The organism is Chroococcidiopsis sp. CCNUC1 (assembly GCF_023546805.1).
In the GTDB taxonomy this organism is placed as follows: Bacteria; Cyanobacteriota; Cyanobacteriia; order Cyanobacteriales; family Chroococcidiopsidaceae; genus Chroococcidiopsis; species Chroococcidiopsis thermalis.
The window spans coordinates 367,876-384,360 of sequence record NZ_CP097480.1 but is presented as its reverse complement, the minus strand read 5'-3'; the positions used below and the strand labels follow the sequence as shown (position 1 = coordinate 384,360).

Genomic DNA, 16,485 nt, shown 5'->3' with positions numbered 1-16,485 from the left:
GATTCCCCATATCAATAACTTTGTGTAGCTTCTTACATTAATTATAGTTCAAAAACATAGACCATTAATAGTCAATTTGCTGCTTAAGGTTGTTCGTTGGCATGGACTACTTGTTTGCCTATGTTTTTGTCAATTAATAGTAGATATAATTAAAGTATAGTTTACAGTCCACTATTATGAGTAATGGCTTTGATCCTTACCAATTACGTGTTATCGGGACTGATAGAGCTACCGTTACACCGATAACTACAGATAAAGTAGATTACGCAAAGCTACCAGCCTACAACGATCAGCTATTACCAAAAGCAGGTGAATCGTTGCAGAAAGGCTATCAGTCTTTATCTACTACTCTCCAACAAGAAATGGAGATGAATAGACAGCTTACGCAAGATGCAATTGCAAGAAGTGATGCTAGAGTAGCTGCTGCTTATCGTGCTGCCGATGTAGCAGGAAGAAACCAACAAACTGCATCACAAAACCTTGCTGGCATTGCTCAAACTTTGTATAACCAATCTGAATTAGAGTTTCGTAAAAAGGAGACGAAGAAAAAAGAACTTCAGCAACGACAAGCTAATTTGAAAGACGTGTTGAAAAAGCATGTCATGGATAGGCAAAAAGCTCAGTTTGAAAAAGAGAAAGCCCAGCAGCAAGTAAACTTTACCGTGTCCTACGGAGAGATGCAGGATTTAGTTAATTCTGCTCCTAGCATCATTGCTGAGAATGGCGCTACCTACTACAGACAGAAAGTAAGAGAAACTGTCACGGCTAGGGATGTGTCACCCGAAGATACTGTAAAGCTGATGCAATACGGAAATGGTCCACTAGAAGCTATTTCCAGCAAATACAACGAGCTGAACTTTGACAATGCTCAGAAGATGAGCGGTCATCTAGTCGATCAAAGCGTAGCACTGCTTAAGATTAAGAATTCTGGCGTGTTAGCTCGAATAGTCAATACAGAAGCCGATATTACTCCTCTACTCCAAGAATATGACAGTAACTTTCAAAAGTTTGCTGAAGAACATCCAGAATTAGATGGGATGCAATTATCTGCTATTCGTGCTGAGTCTTTGCAGGAGCTAGAGAAATCAGTCCGCTTAAGTGCGGACAAACACGCTCAGGTAGAAGCGAAGATTAACAACAGCCAAGCATTCATGAATGAGCTTGCCCCATACTACGAGGCTAAGAAGCTTGGAGAGATTGGTCCTAATGAATACGCAGCTATTCAATATCAACTATCCCAGAAGTACAGTATTCCTATTGAAACAGCTAGAGAGTTAAGCGATCCTTATGCAGTTGAAAAAGAATACGAAGAAAACCTAAAGACCAGAGATAACATCTACCAGCTACAGTCTCAGGGTGTTGCCAGGGATTTAAACACGGTAGAAGTTACAAATCAATGGATAGGGCATATGGCTTATACCTTAGCTGAAACCCCAGGAGCATTGGAATCAGCTAAGAAGAATCCACGCATGAAGGATATACGGGCATATCAGCAGGCGTTTGGTGTAGCTGAAGAATACAAAGAATTCAAACAGAAAGAGATCGATCTAAGACAGCGTAAGATCCAAAAGACAAAGGAGCTTGCTGCATTAGACGAGCAGATAGTTAGATTTGAGAATAGCAACGATCCAAAGGTAGCTGCTGATTACAAAGAAAAGATCAAGCAGATGTTTGGATATGAAGCCCCTGGAGATTTATCTGACGATGCTAAAACTTCTATTCGTCAAACATACGATCTAACACGCAACTCTATTCTGGAAGAGATTGCAAATATTGATAACGAATATCTTCGAGCCAAACAAAGACTAGAGCCTTACGGATTGCATCAAGGTAAACAGTCACACGATCAGATGTATGCCAAGTACAGAGCAACAATCGACCAGACCAATACACTGATGAACTCAGTACCACAGTCACCCAAAGCTACAACCCCAGGAGCCAACCCAAATTTTAGTTCTGGGCGTGCTAGTGGTGTTGCAATGAAAAGATTGCAAGTGGAGAGTTCGTCGATTATTACTCCGTTTAGAGCTGATGCCCAAGTCACTGTAACAGATCGTTATGGTGGTACTGGATCGCCCAGACACGGACGTAATAGACCTCATGGTGGAATCGATCTAGCTGCTCCTGCTGGTACGCCCGTGATTGCAATTATTGGTGGCGAAGTAGTCAATAAAGGCTTTGACCCTGCTGGCTATGGTAACTACGTAGATATCAGGGGGGATGATGGTGTCATTCAACGATTTGCCCACATGGAAGGTAAATCTTATGTTGTGGAAGGGCAGAGGGTACAGCCTAATCAGGTAATAGGACGTGTGGGTAGTACGGGAAATTCTAGAGGTCCACATCTTCACTGGGAATTTAGACGTGATGTTAACGGTGGATTTGAAAACACTGTAGACCCAGAGCTAGAGGCAGCAAGGTTAAATCAAGGTTATGGAACTGTACGCCCTAGAGGTAGTTCCAAAGGCTGGGAAGTAACATATAACCCCTACGAGGGAGGACACCCAAACAACATCAATCCCATCCCTGCTGACGCTAAACCCTTGATGGGTGGCTTCTACATTAGGGGAGATAAAATCTACGACAGGTATGGTAAGCAGCCAGCTAGACCAGTTAACAACGTCTATCACAATGGCAATCCGATCAGGAATAGCTACGAGCCAATTGGGAAGGATAACTTCAGTGCTGCTAGGGATAACACCCCAGATAAGAATTATGGCTATGCCGTCCTAGCTAGGGATAAGGAAGCTAGGAAAGCACTATCAGAGATAGCTACAGATTTAGGAATTCCAGCTATATGGATAGCTGATATCGTGCAGTATGAATCTGGATGGGAACCTAATGCGGATAACGGTGTTGGGTATTCGGGACTGATCCAAGTAGGTGATGCAGCAGCCTCAGAGCTAGGATACACCAGACATGAAATTATGAAAATGTCCCGTGCCGATCAGCTAAGGAAGGTAGTCAAACCTTACCTACAGAAGTTTGGTACTGCGCGTTTGAAGACTATAGAACATGTCCTAGCTGCAATCTGGGGTGGTGATGGTTTCTTGAGACGCATAGAGAAAGACCCTAAAAAAGCTGATGCGGTATCAGACGGTAACATTACCTGGGGTGAATACAAGTTGGGCTTAGGTCGCCATGCTGGGAGACAATACGCTACGACTAATTCCAGTCGTGCTAGGCGTGTAGCCAAAGTCATACACGAAAAATATACCTCTGGCTGTACCGTATGCAATCAGTTGGTAGCTAGTAACTCTTCCTTGATCCCACATGAGGGACAGTTTGTGTCTGGTCAGTTGGATATTGTAAACATTGGTTAAGGTAAAACATCATGGGACTAATTGACGATTTAAGAAGAAGCAACGATCCAAGGAATGATGTAAACGTCCAGGTTCCTCCACCTCCTCCACCCCAACCACCAGCCCCGCCTGCACCACCTGCGCTTCCTGAAGAGGATGCAACGTCTCCTTATATTTCCTACGACCAGCCAGAGCCTAGCTTGCAGGAACAGCTACTACTGCCAATGCAGGATTCTGATGTGTCCTATGGGTTGGAAATGCCTCCCACAGTACCTAGAGATGGTCTAGAGGGTGGGCTACTAAGCGGTACTATTCCTACCATGCCTGCTGCTGAGCCAGCCCCACCACCAATTGATGATAGTGTTTACATTGCTGATTCCGTGTATGGTGCTGAAGCAAACTTACAGATTCAAAAGGAACAGTTAGCTTTTCAAAGCCAGCTAGACAGGGATGCACAAAGTATCATCCTGAGAGAGCAGCATTTTCCCGTGTTGTATGAGCGCCCTAGCTTCACTGCCTATAACGAAAATATGAAAGAGCGCATTAGATTGATGCGTGAAAAGGATGCTGCTGCTAGGGCTGCTGCTGAAGATGTACCACAGATTCCACCAGGACAAGGAGTAAGTACGTCATCCAAACAACCACAATTTGATTCCACCAGAAATCCACTTAAATCCGGTGAAATACCAGGGTATCAACGTACAGATGTGTCATTCGATCCTATAAAAGGGACTGTGCAAGGTTTTCAGGAAATAGCTAAGAATCCACTCGATCCTAGAAACTACCTCCAGTTTCCCGTATTGTCTGCTACTGGCGGACAGTGGGGAGAGTGGGGGAAGGGCGTACTAGGTGGACTTTTCTACACCCTCAGTCTGGGAGAGAACGTAGCCAAAGGAGCATTAACCGACATATACAATCAGGTTACGGGAAACAAACCACCTACATCCAATCAGCCACCAGCAACAGTACAAGCAGTAATAGGTAAGAACTATGACTTCTCCCAAGAAAAGACACCGGAAAAGCCACTAGGGTTTGTAGGTTCTGAAACAGCGCCCAAGACAATTACAGAACTACAGAATCGTTCCGTACTCTACAACCTAGTCGCTAACCCTTGGACGTGGGGTGGAATCAAAGCAGTAAAGAAAGCAATCACAGGTAACGAAAACATCAACGTCCCAGATTTTGTTCTTGAAGGATTAGACGGTAAGCCAATCATCAAAGTACCTGGCGGGAAGATGCTTCAGGGTGTTGAAGCTACGGGAGGCTTTATTGCTGATGTGGCTGCTGGTGCTTTAGTAGATAGAGGGTTAGGCGATGTAGCCAAGGTAGCTAACAAATTTAGAACCGTAGAAGAAGCTACGACAGAAGCTATCAAGAAACCAGCATCCAATCTACCAAAGCAACAGGTAAAAGCAGTATCCCCAGTCAACCAACCTCCAGGTTTATTGAGTAGTGGAGGTGTGGTACAGCCAACAGTAACCAAGCCAATAGCCAAAGTGGTAGTAGAACCACGTCCTACGGCTCCTGTAGTACCTAACACTGCTGCTGTGATGGAGAAGGTAGCAAACCCCCCTACTGCCTATCGAGTTAATTCAGATTTACTACATAAGATTCCAAGGTCTAACGAGCAGCTAACGCAAATGGGTAAGTTTGTGGGCATAGTTCCACCTACTAGGACTACACCATACTCTACGGCTCGGCTCAATGTCATGACACAAAACCCAGAGCTAGAGAGTGTTATGTCGAAATATGGTCCCCCTCTAGACGAAACAAAGCTGCTGCCTCAAGAACCACCTACAGTAGTCATTCCCGATCCCGTTCCACCTACCAAAGAAGCATCTAGAAAGCTGGTGATGGAGAAGTTAGAACAGATGAAGACTGCATCGCCAGAGGAGCAAGTCAAGCTACGACACGACATAGACCGACTGCTAGATAACGAGACTAACGTACCGGACGTGTTACAGCCTGGGGTGCTGCGGGAAGTACAGAAGGAATTACCGAAGGAACTACACGCCAGTAGTCCAGAAGGAATGATATCGACTCAGAAATATTTAGTTGCCAAACAAGAATATACCGATGCTTCTGCTATCGAAGCCAAGCTCAGAAGTGAATTTTCTGAAGAACAGGAAATCATGATGCGTGGAATGGATAGCATGATAGACGAACCAAACATCGGCAGACAGGTTTTACTTGAGCAAGTACCAACACCCAAGCCTAGAGACTTCATAGAGGATGGTGGTGAAGTTATCCCACTCAAACGTACTCCCTCACCAATAGCTACAGAGTTGGCTGAGGGTGTCAATAGCCTACGGCTGTATCACGGCTCTAAGGTGAGCGATCTTAACTTGACGCTAGACATGGTAGATCCAATTGAAGGAGCTGCTAGATCTGAATTTGGACCAGCTATTTACTTAACTAGCGATATGGAGGAAGCAGGAGAACACGCCAAGAAGTTTATCAATGACAACCTACCAGCAGCTAATCGTCAATTCGATCAAGTTGGATCGGTGTATGAAGTTACTACCAAGATCCACAATCCATTAGATGGTATGGTAGCTCCTCCTAGAGAAGTCGATATCGTGTTTAGAACGGCAGTAAAAGAGTTCTTTGGTGATGAGGTAGCACAGGAATTCAGCGAGAAGATAGCAGGTAAACCGCTGTCACGCTACTACACCTCCCTTGATGAGATTGTGGGCGATATCAATCCTCATGAATTTCCTGAAGCAAAGGTTCTATCCTTCCAACGCTTAGTAAACCAGGACTTGAGGAATATGGGCTATGACGCGATCGTTGTGAAAGGGAACTACAAAGATAGAGGAACGATAGTAGCCATTCTTGATAATGGTGCTACTCGCGGTATAACGGCTATCAATGACGCTATTACAGCAGGACGAGGCACGATGATAGAGCAGGCTACTGAAGGGTTTAACGTAGCTGTCAGACACAGGGATCTATACCCTGATGACGTGTTTGCTCAGGTGCAGCTTAAAGAGGCTACATCCCGCCTACACTCCCATTTGGTACAGCAGACTGTAAGAAACATAGATGAGGCTGAAGAAGCTGCTCTACGTGCTGCTCATAGGATGGCTGATAGTGAAGACGAACTAATGGAAATCGCTCGAATTGATAAGCAGCAGAAAGAGGTTGTGTCTCTCCAAATGGCTGAAAGACAAACCAAGAAGCAAATTGCTGAAGATGCTAAGCCAGATGTAACGCACTGTATCTAATGTGGTCTAGTCCACTTTTTCAAGCTAGTATATATGTATAGCCATTCAATAGCCATTGAATAACACTATGAAAAGAGAAAAATATGCAACGTACTTGAATGATGAGCTTGGAAGCTATGTCAAGCGTATCCAAGCAGAGTACGACCTCAAGTCAATATCGCTAGCGATAGAACTAATCATCTCCGATCACAAGCTAGCTGGTGAAATGGTTGAGAAGGAAACGAAGAATTTTCAAAGTGAAAAACCTTCATCCCACAACCAAAGCATCAACTTAGCCGACCAAATAGCCATTCTCCATAAACGACTACTTCAAGGGGTGCAGTCATGATACCAGGAGCAGCAAAAGCATTACTTTACCTCTCGTCAGCAATTGAAGCTGATACAACAGAGCAGAGAATGCTGTCAGTAACTCTTTTAGAGGATTACTTATTTCAAAGTAGACTCAACTTAACAAGAATTCTAGATGACTTCTTCATCGAAACCAAATTAGGGGAATGGTCTTTAGTCATCGAAAAAGAAAATCAAACACCATTTCTAAGCGTGTTGTCTGCGTGTGATAAAGCAAAGAAAATCAGGAAGAAAGTTGACCATAAAAAAGAGGTGTAGCAGTAACAGACTCACACCTCCAACCCAACGAACCAACTTTCTATTTTCAATTGTAGACCGCTTTTAAAGCCTCCTAAATTACTGAAGGAGGCTAATTAATTTGTGCAAATGCACTGGGGTCATTACTTCTGTACTAAGCCGTTGGCATAGGCATAGTAGATCTGATCGATATTCTTCTCGTAAGTAGCCATGTCCATAGAATCAATTTCAGATTGGGTAAACATGGGCTTCTGACCTGGTGGTTGAGCTTTACCCCTACTACGCTCAAATGTAGGTACGGCAGGAGCTTTAGGCTTACTGAGCTGCTGTCGTTTGGTTTCTAAGTAAGTCCAAATGACATCAATACCTTGCGGAGTATGTTCCAATGCTTGGATCTCAGGTGGTAGGTAAGGGAATGCTTCTCTCATTTGATCGAGACGATGATTGTATTCATCAGCACTAATCCCTTTCCACAAATCATTCTTCAACTTACTCTCTACCTGCTCCACGTAAGCCCTATATTCCTTCTCCTGCTTAAGTTGCTGGTATTCGTTAGGGTCTACTTGTGATTCAAGATTTTGTTTATCGTGTAGCTGCTGGTGTTGGGCTTGTAGGGATTGTTGCTGGCGTTGTAGGCTTGCACGATTTTGTAACTCCCTTTGCTTATCAGGACGAGCAGCAATATAGTCCAGATACGCCGATACTTCACGCTCTGAGATTCCATACCTCAACCTCGAAAATTCTAAAAATTGTTCGTCTGCTACAGGGTATTGCTCTTGAAAGTATTCAGGAAGAAACTTATCTACGAAATCCTCATCCTGAGTGGCACTCGTCCACATATCATCTAAGAAGTCGATATAAGCTTCTCCATATCTACCGACTAGGTTTTGAACTACAGAATCTAATCTCTGGACTTTCTTATCGTCGAGATGTCCTAGCCCTGCTTCTTGCTTGGATGCACGATCTTGAAAAGCCTGCTGATAGACAGCATCAGCTTGCTTGGCATACTCTTCATCAGATAGCTTGCTGATGTGGTCGTAGAGTGGATTTGATTCCTCTACAGGCTTATCTACTACACGAGTGATATTGGCTTCAGTAACGCGCATTACGTTCTGTTGTGGCGCATCCTCAAGAGGAGCATTGCCATAGGTGTCAGCTTCTCCATTCTGCGGTAGCCATTCTTGGTTGGTCATACTCTAAGCCTTCCTCTCTTGCTTTTGATAGTTATCAATGAATTCGTGTAGGTAGATCTCTAACGCTTGTGATACCCCGTCACTTAAATCAATCTGGTGCTTCTTACACAAAGCCTCAAACTTTCTGAGTAGCGAGACACTACTCATGAAATTAGTGCAGGTGCTTTTCTCTCTGGAAAATTGAATGTGTGCTTTGAATACAGGTATGGTCTTACGAGGAATCTTAGTTACACCCATCATCGGGTATTTGAAGTTGGAGAGAGCAGAGTTGAAGTTTCTTCTTTCTTGCTTCAAGTACCATTCGTGACGCGGCTTGAAAGGCTCCTGACGTTCTATGCCCTTGGTTAACTCCAAGAAGGCTTCTATAGCCGCGCAGACAGCAACATCAAAGGTAGTGTTGTTGTGTTGAACGAAGGCTTTGAGATAGTGCAGCAGGCTATCGGAAAGACACACAGAAGTAGAGATAGAAGTCTCTTGCTCTAGTGCCTGTGTTTGTTTATCAAGTTCTTGTTTCTGCATTCTCCTCTTTGCGCGTCCATTGGTAGGTTCTAGAGGTATGGAAGTTTTACCTAAGTTGACTCTGGGCATAGTTTTCAGTCATCCTGTCCTTTCAAAGAGGGAGCATCGAATTTAGTGATGCTGACACTACCATCTATAGCCACATTCCTTATAACATCAGGGTTATAGTACTGTTTCCAGTGTGGTGGAAGCTGACAAGGATGGTACTTCTTCCCACGGATCGTAATGAAGCCATTGGAATCAGGTGTGAGATCGTTATCGGTAGATATCAGGTCTTTAGGTACTGGTGTCGTGTTGCTATTGACTGTTTTACTGGATTCAGCTTTCTTTCTGGGCATTACACACCTCCGTTATTTTAGTAGTTGGTTGATAATCTCTTCTCTCATGCCATAAGCCTTGAGAATGTCTCTAAGATGCCTATCCCCTGCTCTACGAGCTTTGAGTTCCTTCTCGAATTTGATTCTTTTGCTAGTCTCTAGTGCTAAACGTTTTTGTATTGACTCGACTGTCTGTACGTCATATTGCTCGAAGTCAAACACCGTGAGATTATGGTACACGGTCATATGCTCCGATACTGCGTGCTTGATAAACTCAGCTACACTATCGAATCCTTCTGCCTTTGCTCCAAATGCTACGAGCTTCCTGAATTCAGGAGAAGCATTGAGCTTGATAGGTTCCTTAGAGTTGACATCGAATTCTTTAGGCATGAATATAGCATGGCTATTGAATGGCTATCAATATTGTAGCATTGGATATTGCTGGAAAATAGGTATGCATAACCACACAACCTCAACTATGAGAATGAGGTGCTATGCAATTAGTTGCATATAGTATCTCATAATTCTTTCATAATGTATGGGATTGAGTTCATCATCGCCATGCTTTTCGATGATTATCATAGAGTATTATCTATGGATTATCCTAGTTCAACACACATCTGCATACTGCATACAAGGTTACGATAATGGAAATTTGCGTAACCTAGATTATTGAAAGCCATACACTGCAATACTTTCACTCCCCCCTGATAATTATTGATTACCCTACGGGGGGAAAGATTATCTTGGCTGTACTTGCATTACCATTACTAAATTTGTGCTACCAAATCTGTGCAATCGACTTCGTTCAGCTCGTGTTTCCACACTCACTTCACTCATTACACAAACAAAATTTATGCTACGTGTATTGACACACTCATCTGTCCCAGCTTTACGCTCCGTCCACTACCCCCTACGCCCCTGGAGTGGGGCTACGGGTATCTTGGAAGGACTACGCTTGCTGTTACAGATTCGTGTTGGAGGGAAGAAGGGAGTGTTACAAGTCAGACGCAGTAACACGACTAGAATATCTAAGATATTGAATCTTTGATTATCAGTCGGAGGGACGCAACACTGCGGAACCATTATTAAGACTAAGATTATCTGTCAGCTAATGGTCGTGTCAAGAGGTAGTAGACACTTTATCAACTGGCACAGAGTATAAATACTTCTCGCAAAGTTTGCGGGGTGGATATAAGTCAAGGTTTGATGAATTAATGAATATATAACTAGAAAGTTATACTTATTTGTCAATTTGGATACATTTCTATTGGATTAAGCAAAGATTGTGTTGAGACAGCATATGCAGTTTCAATTACTAAAAACTATAAAATAAGGTTCAATCACATGACAGTTTCTCCAGATAAGCAAAATAGACCTATTCGCATTACATCACCAGCTATTAGGGTTACTGAAACAGAAGAAGAAATCTCAATTGAATTTCTGTCTCTGGAAGATTTGCGTAGTTCATCTCCTGAAACAGCAAACGTTGCAGGTGGCTGCGATCTTTCTGGAAGTTATCCAAACTATGGTTGCAGGAAGACATCCTGTACTAGAAGCTGTGCAGTGAAAAGCAAAACAGAATCCAGCGGAATAAAAATCTACTGGTGTGATTGTGAATAGAAGTTTGGAGCGTTATTTAACTTTCCCCACTCTTTCCATCCTCATCCACGTGTTAGAGCTGGGATACCTATAGACTTGTACCTTATCATTGCCAATCTGCATCAACGTATATCTATCGCTGATGAAGTTGTCTTTGTAATAGTGAGGATGTGGAAGATCTTTGCTAGTCAGGATCGAGATCTCATTTACATTCCAGAACTTCTGCATGTAAAACCACAGGTCATATGGCGTGTCCTCGTCCAATAGCCCCTTAGCTACTTCCTCATTGGGACACAGTAGGACAAAGTTAGTCCCTCCCAGCTTTCCATATTCCTGGAAGTACTGCCATTTACCGCAGTAGATGACAGCTCCGATCAATGCTGCTAAATATGAGTCGTGTATCCCTATGTAGTCGTAGAACTTATCAAATGCAGCTATCTCTAGCTCTGTCTGCGGTCTTAAGGATAGATGTGGTGTGGGGTCTTCCATTGAATTGCCTTCCAGCGTGTAGTAATGGGGTGTAAGGGGTCGCTAGCCACGACCCCCATATTTATCTATGTCAAGAGCTTCTTGGACTTTCTAGGCTCTTGTGTTGGCTCGTAGTCAGCGGACATACCCAGAACTTTCTTGGGCTTATTCTTTCTCTGCTGTTGTGCTTTGCTGTACACGACATCAATCTCTTCTTTGCTATTGATCCTGATGAAGTCGTCGATGTGCCAGTCTAGCTGATGCGATCCAGCGTATTTCTCATGATCTTTAAATTGTAAGTGGAACGATAGCCTGTTGAACTTACCAACACCATCCTCCTCACCTAGACCTATCAACACCATCGGTACTTTGACGTACTCTTCCAAGTCATTCGCTGCTCTAGGATGCAATATACACATCTGACCTATCTCTGTAGGCTTTTCTATTTTGTAATCGTCGTCTTCATCTTCTACACCATCATCATCATTGGTACACAAATCAGGTATAGGGGTGGGGGGTTGTAGCATTGATAAATCTTCATTCTCAATAACACTATCTTCTATCTCATCATTGCTACAAGAATTCTCATGTTGTAGCATTGTTGGAGATATTGATATATATGGATTAGAGGATGATTGATACAAGTCTATCCCCCCCTCCTTAATATCATCTACTGAGGTGTGTTGTTGAGAATTATCAATGCTACAAGTCATAGATAATTCACCATACCCATAGAACCATTTGAGCTTGTGGTGTTTGGAAGTTGGGATATCTGGCTTGATTTTGTTTATCTCGCCATTCGTAACCATTCGGTCTAGAGCCTGACGGGTAGTGTGGTATTTAACTCCCGTACCATTACTGATGGTGTTTGCATCGTGTGGTGTACCAAAGTTAGACATCAAGAATTGACGTACCTTTTCCACGTCTGAGGCTGAGGTTGTGTTATCTCCTTCGATTTCTCCTACGTAATCGAAGCATGAGCCGTGTTCTAGCCACTCACTAGAGTGCATTAGGTTGATGTGGTACTTGAAGGGTGCTATGCCTCTTCCAGTAACCATCAGTACCTTATTTGTGTCTATCTCTAGGCTTTCTTTTTTGTCTCTCATCAGCATTACGCCAGAAGAGTTACTGACTATCCCACCATGACCAGACACTCGATTAGTCCCGAATGCTTCTTTTTTCTTGTTGAGATGGTGTAGTAGTAACCCTCCTGTATTGAACTGGTTACAAAATTTGTGCAACCAGGATGAGAATTCTCCAGCAGCAGAGTGATTCTCGTCAAATCCAGAGCTGTCTAATATTCCGCGTAGGCTATCCACGATGATAAAGTCAGGCTTGAAGAATTCAGCTATTCCCTTGACTTCATTCTTGTTGTGTAGTCCGATAGCGTCTTCTTTAGAGATGACGTGAATATTAGCTAGAGACTCTCCTAGAGTGCTGATGGGGTGTTCTTCAAAGCGTTCCATAATTTCGTCTAGGACTTCATCCGTACTCCACCACAAAACTCTCATTGGAGCTACGGGGTGTATCAAATCTCCTATAGGCTGTCCGGCAAGTCCTGCAAAGGCTAAGTCGGTAGCGAAGCTCGATTTACCTGTCTTAGGTGGAGAAGCTAAAACCATGCTTCTCTTACGCTTTAGTAAGCCGTTAAACAACCACTGGTCATTGGATTTAACGGGTGTGTTAATGAGGTCAAGTAAGCTTCTACCGATTGTCTTCATACTGTTAGAATTTGAATAAGTGGAATTGAGATTGTGTGATTGTGAGTCGTTAGGTTGACTGGAAGTGTTGGAACTTTGAATGGGATGACTGAAGTTTGACATTTCCTACGTTTCCTTTGTGAGTTGTGAGTCATACGGTCAATTCTCCTAACTAACGCTTGGTGTAATCTCCTTGAATTATGGCGTACTCTTCCTCGGTACGCCTATTTTATTTCTTAGCCTTAGACTTTCCTTTCTTCCTCCTCTCGCTTTAAATCATCTAGTACGAACATGATTACATCATGTACTTCTCTCCTACTAATGCCTATACGATTTCCGAAGGCGTGTACCTCGTCGAAGGATTGATTTATTATTTCTAAGTATCTTTCATTATTAACCGCTAGGTTAACTGCTTTTCTGATACTTTCATCAGCTTTAGCAAGCACCTCTGAAAAGGCTAAGAAATAATTTCCTAATCTTTCTTTAGCATCTGGTCTAGTGTCGTGTTCTAGGTAAGTAGCAGCCCAATCATCTACTGCTTTATCAAACCTTTCAAACTCTTTGATGAACTCATTAGCATCTTCTTTCATTGAATTTTCCCTTCCTTTCTGGCTTTTCTAACTGCCTCTTTGCCAAGCGATTCTAGTAAGTTACTGATAGACCGACTCTCTAGCTTGGCTAGTGCTTCTAAGTCTTTTCTTACCTCTTCAGTCACGTAAACTGATAATTTCTTCTTGTCAGTAGCCAAGTTTTACCTCCTTGGTTTTCTTGTACTACTATCATAGCATGGGTAACTCTAGAGTGGAGTCACTTACCTAATCAGGCAAGCACTCAGAGAATACCTAGCTAAGCCTAAGATTGTGGGTAATATCAGAGAGATAGTCACTAAGTATTCCAAGGAATGGGATTGTACTGTGAATTTCAATGAGATGTTGTCTGAGCTAGGTAGACTCTATCGTGTTAAGGGTAAGGGTGACTTCATGCGCGATGAGAATAACCACATCTATATTCCACCTGAAGAGGAGCATTTGGTAGGGTTAGCAATTACGTATCAATTAGTTTAATTACCAAGAGTTAGGAGAAAAGAAATGGAATCGTTAGTAGTTATTACACATGTTGATGGTACGTTGGTAGTAGATTCAAGATTGATTGCTCAAGAGTTAGGTATCGAACATTCAAGCCTAATGAAAACAATCTACAACTACCAATACCAGATAGAGGTTACGTTTGGCGCAGTCCGATTTGAAATCGAGCAGGGTAAACCATTACCACAAGGGGGATTTGCTCAATCAGCTAAGTTCTGCTACCTCACTGAAGACAAGACAACCATAGGTATAAATGCAGAGTCGGGAAACGCGACGGAGGTAGAAATACCTTATAATCAAGTACTAATCAATGAATCGGGTCTATACTCTCTCATCTTTAGTAGCAAGGATAGCTGGAGTTGATGAGTCAACAGTAAGACGCTTCGTAACTGCGGCACAATGGGAACCTAAAAGGGCTGAAATCCCTACTGCTACTGGATTAAAGACTGCGGCATTACTAAACGAAGACCAGATAAGTGAGGTGTTAGAGAAGTACAATCCACACATTAGTAGAGACTATTAGAACCTACCAAGCAACGATAGAATCAGCATTTGGAACCGTGCGGTTTGAAACGGAGGGGTCTAATGGATTACCTGGCTATTCTGTATTCTGTTATCTCACTGAAGACCAAGCTACATCACAGGCACTTGCACCCGATCCAGCACACCACAATAGTGAGTCATGATCATTTCAGCGGAATTACCTACCCACTTCCCTACTTGTGTTGGTGTAACTCCTGCTTCAATAGCCATCGTGATGAATGTATGTCGAGTGTTGTATTGTGGTCTGTACCTCTCCACCTTCCCTTCCTTTACCAGCTTCGACACGATACCTTCGTAGTGTTTCCCTTTGATAGTCGTTCCCTTCCAACACATCGCGCTGAAAGTGTGTGAGTTGATTACATCCCCAGTCAGCGACTTAAACACCAACTCTTCTTTTTTATAGTCCTTGGGTCTAATGCTCAAGAGAAATGCTTGTAGCTGTGGATTGCAGGGGAATCTACGGGCTTGATGCGTCTTGGTATCCTTTTGTATCCCACGGCTGGAAACGTTGACTATAGCCTCGCTAAACACGATTCTGAGGCAATCCTTACTGATGTGTTTCCACCTCAACCCTACGGCTTCACTAGTCCTACATCCAGTCATGAATAGAAACTTCACGAAGTTAGCGTAGTGCTTGTACTTGGGGTGTTCTTCAAAGGCTTGAATAATAGCATCCCTTTCTTCTTTGCTGAAAGGATCGATATCTTGTTCTGGCGCGGTGGGAGCATCTATCTTCCCAGCCATCCCGATAAATGGATTTCTATCGATCAGATTTGAATCCAATGCCCAGTTACAGCAGGCATTTAACTGCGTTAACACCCTCTTAGCCGTGTAAGGGCTAGTTGTATTCAACAGGTAGTCTCTGATCGCTACAGCCCCTTCTAGACCCTTGTACGGGCATTTCTCAATATGACTAGCAATCCGCCTGTAATTCAATTTCAGCGTAGTCTCAGATACCTGTGGTGTCCGGTATTTAACGTATCCTTCCCACAACTCCGATAGAGATATTGATTTCCCAATTTCTATCACGGTTGATAGATACGTTCCACCATCCCGTGGTTTGTATCTCTCTAGTGTGATATCCAGCTTTCCAATAGCAATATCATTTTCGATGATTACTGCTTGCTGCCTAGCCTGCCTCCATCCTTCGTCACTGTCCGGCAGTCTAGTATAAATGTACTTCTTTACTCCCAATACCTTAGAAGGCAAGTACAGACGTAGCTTGCCCCTAAATGACTCAATCCCTACCTCGATATCCATAAACCCGCTCGATAGATGGCTTGATAGAAATCTAGAGCTAGGAGCGTCCATATGTTTTTACCTGACAAAGGCTGAAAGCATTGATATGCAACGGAGAGGGTGGGATTCGAACCCACGTTGAAGTTGCCCCCAAACAGCATTTCCAGTGCTGCGCCTTCAACCACTCGGCCACCTCTCCAGGTGTCGCGATCTCCCATCATACAATAGAAAAGAATATTTTCAAACCAATCTAAAATCGTGTCACTTGCTCTAACGGATGAAACCTCCGCAAGGCAGTGGCTCCAAAATCTAAAATTCAAAATTGCTTATGACACATACAATTCGGATACACGATCGCGCCAACGGTACAATTCATACTGTCGAAGTCCCCGCAGACCAATACATTTTGCGATCGGCAGAACAACAAGGGGTAGAATTACCATTTTCTTGCCGTAATGGTGCTTGTACGACTTGCGCTGTCAGAGTGTTATCGGGAGAAGTGTATCAGCCAGAGGCAATGGGACTTTCACCAGAATTACGCGATCGCGGTTATGCTCTGTTATGTGTTAGTTATGCTCGTTCTGACATGGAAGTAGAAACCCAAGACGAAGATGAAGTTTATGAACTGCAATTTGGGCGTTATTTTGCCAAAGGTAGAGTTAGGTCGGGATTACCTTTGGATGAGGAATAGTCATCAGTTATCAG

At 43.3% G+C, this 16,485-nt stretch carries 17 protein-coding genes and 1 tRNA gene; 8 read left to right on the top strand and 10 right to left on the bottom strand.

The features are described from left to right. Positions 1–176: 176 nt before the first annotated feature. The 4 genes from M5J74_RS01870 to M5J74_RS01855 all read left to right on the top strand — a co-directional run bounded on the left by M5J74_RS01870 (position 177) and on the right by M5J74_RS01855 (position 7,135). Positions 177–3,323: a peptidoglycan DD-metalloendopeptidase family protein gene (locus tag M5J74_RS01870; protein WP_250015130.1), complete on the top strand. Its 3,147-nt coding sequence runs from the start codon at positions 177–179 to the stop codon at positions 3,321–3,323. Between the two features lie 11 nt (positions 3,324–3,334). Then, complete coding sequence (locus tag M5J74_RS01865) at positions 3,335–6,529, top strand: hypothetical protein (protein WP_250015128.1); 3,195 nt, start codon at positions 3,335–3,337, stop codon at positions 6,527–6,529. Between the two features lie 67 nt (positions 6,530–6,596). Continuing rightward, the gene (locus tag M5J74_RS01860; protein WP_250015126.1) at positions 6,597–6,857 is read left to right on the top strand and encodes a hypothetical protein; all 261 of its coding nucleotides are present in this window, start codon (positions 6,597–6,599) and stop codon (positions 6,855–6,857) included. After that, a complete protein-coding gene (locus M5J74_RS01855; protein ID WP_250015124.1) occupies positions 6,854–7,135 on the top strand; it encodes a hypothetical protein in 282 nt (93 codons plus the stop codon). Before M5J74_RS01860 ends, M5J74_RS01855 begins: the two co-directional genes overlap by 4 nt. A gap of 122 nt (positions 7,136–7,257) precedes the next feature. On the opposite strand, the gene M5J74_RS01850 is transcribed toward M5J74_RS01855, so the two are convergent. From M5J74_RS01850 to M5J74_RS01835, 4 genes are read right to left on the bottom strand one after another with little or no spacing between them, the layout of a single operon-like run. Beyond that, complete coding sequence (locus tag M5J74_RS01850) at positions 7,258–8,307, bottom strand: hypothetical protein (RefSeq protein ID WP_250015122.1); 1,050 nt, start codon at positions 8,305–8,307, stop codon at positions 7,258–7,260. A gap of 3 nt (positions 8,308–8,310) precedes the next feature. Beyond that, positions 8,311–8,895 (bottom strand): hypothetical protein, encoded by a 585-nt coding sequence (locus tag M5J74_RS01845; RefSeq protein ID WP_250015120.1) that lies wholly within the window; start codon positions 8,893–8,895, stop codon positions 8,311–8,313. A 5-nt stretch (positions 8,896–8,900) separates the two neighbouring features. Next, the gene (locus M5J74_RS01840; RefSeq protein WP_250015112.1) at positions 8,901–9,164 is read right to left on the bottom strand and encodes a hypothetical protein; all 264 of its coding nucleotides are present in this window, start codon (positions 9,162–9,164) and stop codon (positions 8,901–8,903) included. 12 nt (positions 9,165–9,176) lie between these two features. Continuing rightward, positions 9,177–9,533, bottom strand: a complete 357-nt coding sequence (locus M5J74_RS01835; protein WP_250015110.1) for a hypothetical protein — start codon at positions 9,531–9,533, stop codon at positions 9,177–9,179. Between the two features lie 957 nt (positions 9,534–10,490). Between M5J74_RS01835 and M5J74_RS01830 the strand changes: the two genes are divergently transcribed. Next, positions 10,491–10,766, top strand: coding sequence for a hypothetical protein (locus M5J74_RS01830; RefSeq protein ID WP_250015108.1), 276 nt, complete (start codon positions 10,491–10,493; stop codon positions 10,764–10,766). Positions 10,767–10,778: 12 nt separating this feature from the next. Here the strand turns inward: M5J74_RS01830 and M5J74_RS01825 are convergent, their stop codons facing one another. The 4 genes from M5J74_RS01825 to M5J74_RS01810 form a co-directional block, all read right to left on the bottom strand. Then, positions 10,779–11,234 (bottom strand): hypothetical protein, encoded by a 456-nt coding sequence (locus M5J74_RS01825; RefSeq protein ID WP_250015106.1) that lies wholly within the window; start codon positions 11,232–11,234, stop codon positions 10,779–10,781. A gap of 65 nt (positions 11,235–11,299) precedes the next feature. Continuing rightward, complete coding sequence (locus tag M5J74_RS01820; RefSeq protein WP_250015105.1) at positions 11,300–12,835, bottom strand: AAA family ATPase; 1,536 nt, start codon at positions 12,833–12,835, stop codon at positions 11,300–11,302. A gap of 320 nt (positions 12,836–13,155) precedes the next feature. Then, the gene (locus M5J74_RS01815) at positions 13,156–13,503 is read right to left on the bottom strand and encodes a hypothetical protein (RefSeq protein ID WP_250015103.1); all 348 of its coding nucleotides are present in this window, start codon (positions 13,501–13,503) and stop codon (positions 13,156–13,158) included. Next, the gene (locus M5J74_RS01810) at positions 13,500–13,661 is read right to left on the bottom strand and encodes a hypothetical protein (protein ID WP_250015101.1); all 162 of its coding nucleotides are present in this window, start codon (positions 13,659–13,661) and stop codon (positions 13,500–13,502) included. Before M5J74_RS01810 ends, M5J74_RS01815 begins: the two co-directional genes overlap by 4 nt. A gap of 181 nt (positions 13,662–13,842) precedes the next feature. Here M5J74_RS01810 and M5J74_RS32460 point away from each other — a divergent pair, with 181 nt between their 5' ends. Both M5J74_RS32460 and M5J74_RS01805 read left to right on the top strand, forming a co-directional pair. Then, positions 13,843–13,977, top strand: a complete 135-nt coding sequence (locus tag M5J74_RS32460; RefSeq protein WP_256498656.1) for a hypothetical protein — start codon at positions 13,843–13,845, stop codon at positions 13,975–13,977. A gap of 24 nt (positions 13,978–14,001) precedes the next feature. Continuing rightward, positions 14,002–14,361 carry a hypothetical protein gene (locus M5J74_RS01805; RefSeq protein WP_250015099.1) on the top strand — a complete coding sequence of 120 codons (360 nt, stop codon included), beginning with the start codon at positions 14,002–14,004 and terminating at the stop codon, positions 14,359–14,361. 270 nt (positions 14,362–14,631) lie between these two features. Here the strand turns inward: M5J74_RS01805 and xerC are convergent, their stop codons facing one another. Then, positions 14,632–15,801: a tyrosine recombinase XerC gene (gene xerC / locus M5J74_RS01800; RefSeq protein WP_250015097.1), complete on the bottom strand. Its 1,170-nt coding sequence runs from the start codon at positions 15,799–15,801 to the stop codon at positions 14,632–14,634. 91 nt (positions 15,802–15,892) lie between these two features. Continuing rightward, positions 15,893–15,979: transfer RNA gene (locus M5J74_RS01795), tRNA-Ser, on the bottom strand. 129 nt (positions 15,980–16,108) lie between these two features. On the opposite strand from M5J74_RS01795, the gene M5J74_RS01790 reads away from it, so the two are divergent. Next, on the top strand, positions 16,109–16,471 hold the full coding sequence (locus M5J74_RS01790) for a 2Fe-2S iron-sulfur cluster-binding protein (RefSeq protein WP_015152435.1): 363 nt from the start codon (positions 16,109–16,111) through the stop codon (positions 16,469–16,471). Positions 16,472–16,485: the final 14 nt, after the last annotated feature.

What these genes read in the sequence shown, in the direction of transcription:
- M5J74_RS01870 (WP_250015130.1), top strand. Translation starts at nt 177, where the DNA reads ATGAGTAATGGCTTTGATCCTTACCAATTACGTGTTATCGGGACTGAT.
- M5J74_RS01865 (WP_250015128.1), top strand. Translation starts at nt 3,335, where the DNA reads ATGGGACTAATTGACGATTTAAGAAGAAGCAACGATCCAAGGAATGAT.
- M5J74_RS01860 (WP_250015126.1), top strand. Translation starts at nt 6,597, where the DNA reads ATGAAAAGAGAAAAATATGCAACGTACTTGAATGATGAGCTTGGAAGC.
- M5J74_RS01855 (WP_250015124.1), top strand. Translation starts at nt 6,854, where the DNA reads ATGATACCAGGAGCAGCAAAAGCATTACTTTACCTCTCGTCAGCAATT.
- M5J74_RS01850 (WP_250015122.1), bottom strand. Translation starts at nt 8,307, where the DNA reads ATGACCAACCAAGAATGGCTACCGCAGAATGGAGAAGCTGACACCTAT.
- M5J74_RS01845 (WP_250015120.1), bottom strand. Translation starts at nt 8,895, where the DNA reads ATGCCCAGAGTCAACTTAGGTAAAACTTCCATACCTCTAGAACCTACC.
- M5J74_RS01840 (WP_250015112.1), bottom strand. Translation starts at nt 9,164, where the DNA reads ATGCCCAGAAAGAAAGCTGAATCCAGTAAAACAGTCAATAGCAACACG.
- M5J74_RS01835 (WP_250015110.1), bottom strand. Translation starts at nt 9,533, where the DNA reads ATGCCTAAAGAATTCGATGTCAACTCTAAGGAACCTATCAAGCTCAAT.
- M5J74_RS01830 (WP_250015108.1), top strand. Translation starts at nt 10,491, where the DNA reads ATGACAGTTTCTCCAGATAAGCAAAATAGACCTATTCGCATTACATCA.
- M5J74_RS01825 (WP_250015106.1), bottom strand. Translation starts at nt 11,234, where the DNA reads ATGGAAGACCCCACACCACATCTATCCTTAAGACCGCAGACAGAGCTA.
- M5J74_RS01820 (WP_250015105.1), bottom strand. Translation starts at nt 12,835, where the DNA reads ATGGTTTTAGCTTCTCCACCTAAGACAGGTAAATCGAGCTTCGCTACC.
- M5J74_RS01815 (WP_250015103.1), bottom strand. Translation starts at nt 13,503, where the DNA reads ATGAAAGAAGATGCTAATGAGTTCATCAAAGAGTTTGAAAGGTTTGAT.
- M5J74_RS32460 (WP_256498656.1), top strand. Translation starts at nt 13,843, where the DNA reads ATGTTGTCTGAGCTAGGTAGACTCTATCGTGTTAAGGGTAAGGGTGAC.
- M5J74_RS01805 (WP_250015099.1), top strand. Translation starts at nt 14,002, where the DNA reads ATGGAATCGTTAGTAGTTATTACACATGTTGATGGTACGTTGGTAGTA.
- xerC (WP_250015097.1), bottom strand. Translation starts at nt 15,801, where the DNA reads ATGGATATCGAGGTAGGGATTGAGTCATTTAGGGGCAAGCTACGTCTG.
- M5J74_RS01790 (WP_015152435.1), top strand. Translation starts at nt 16,109, where the DNA reads ATGACACATACAATTCGGATACACGATCGCGCCAACGGTACAATTCAT.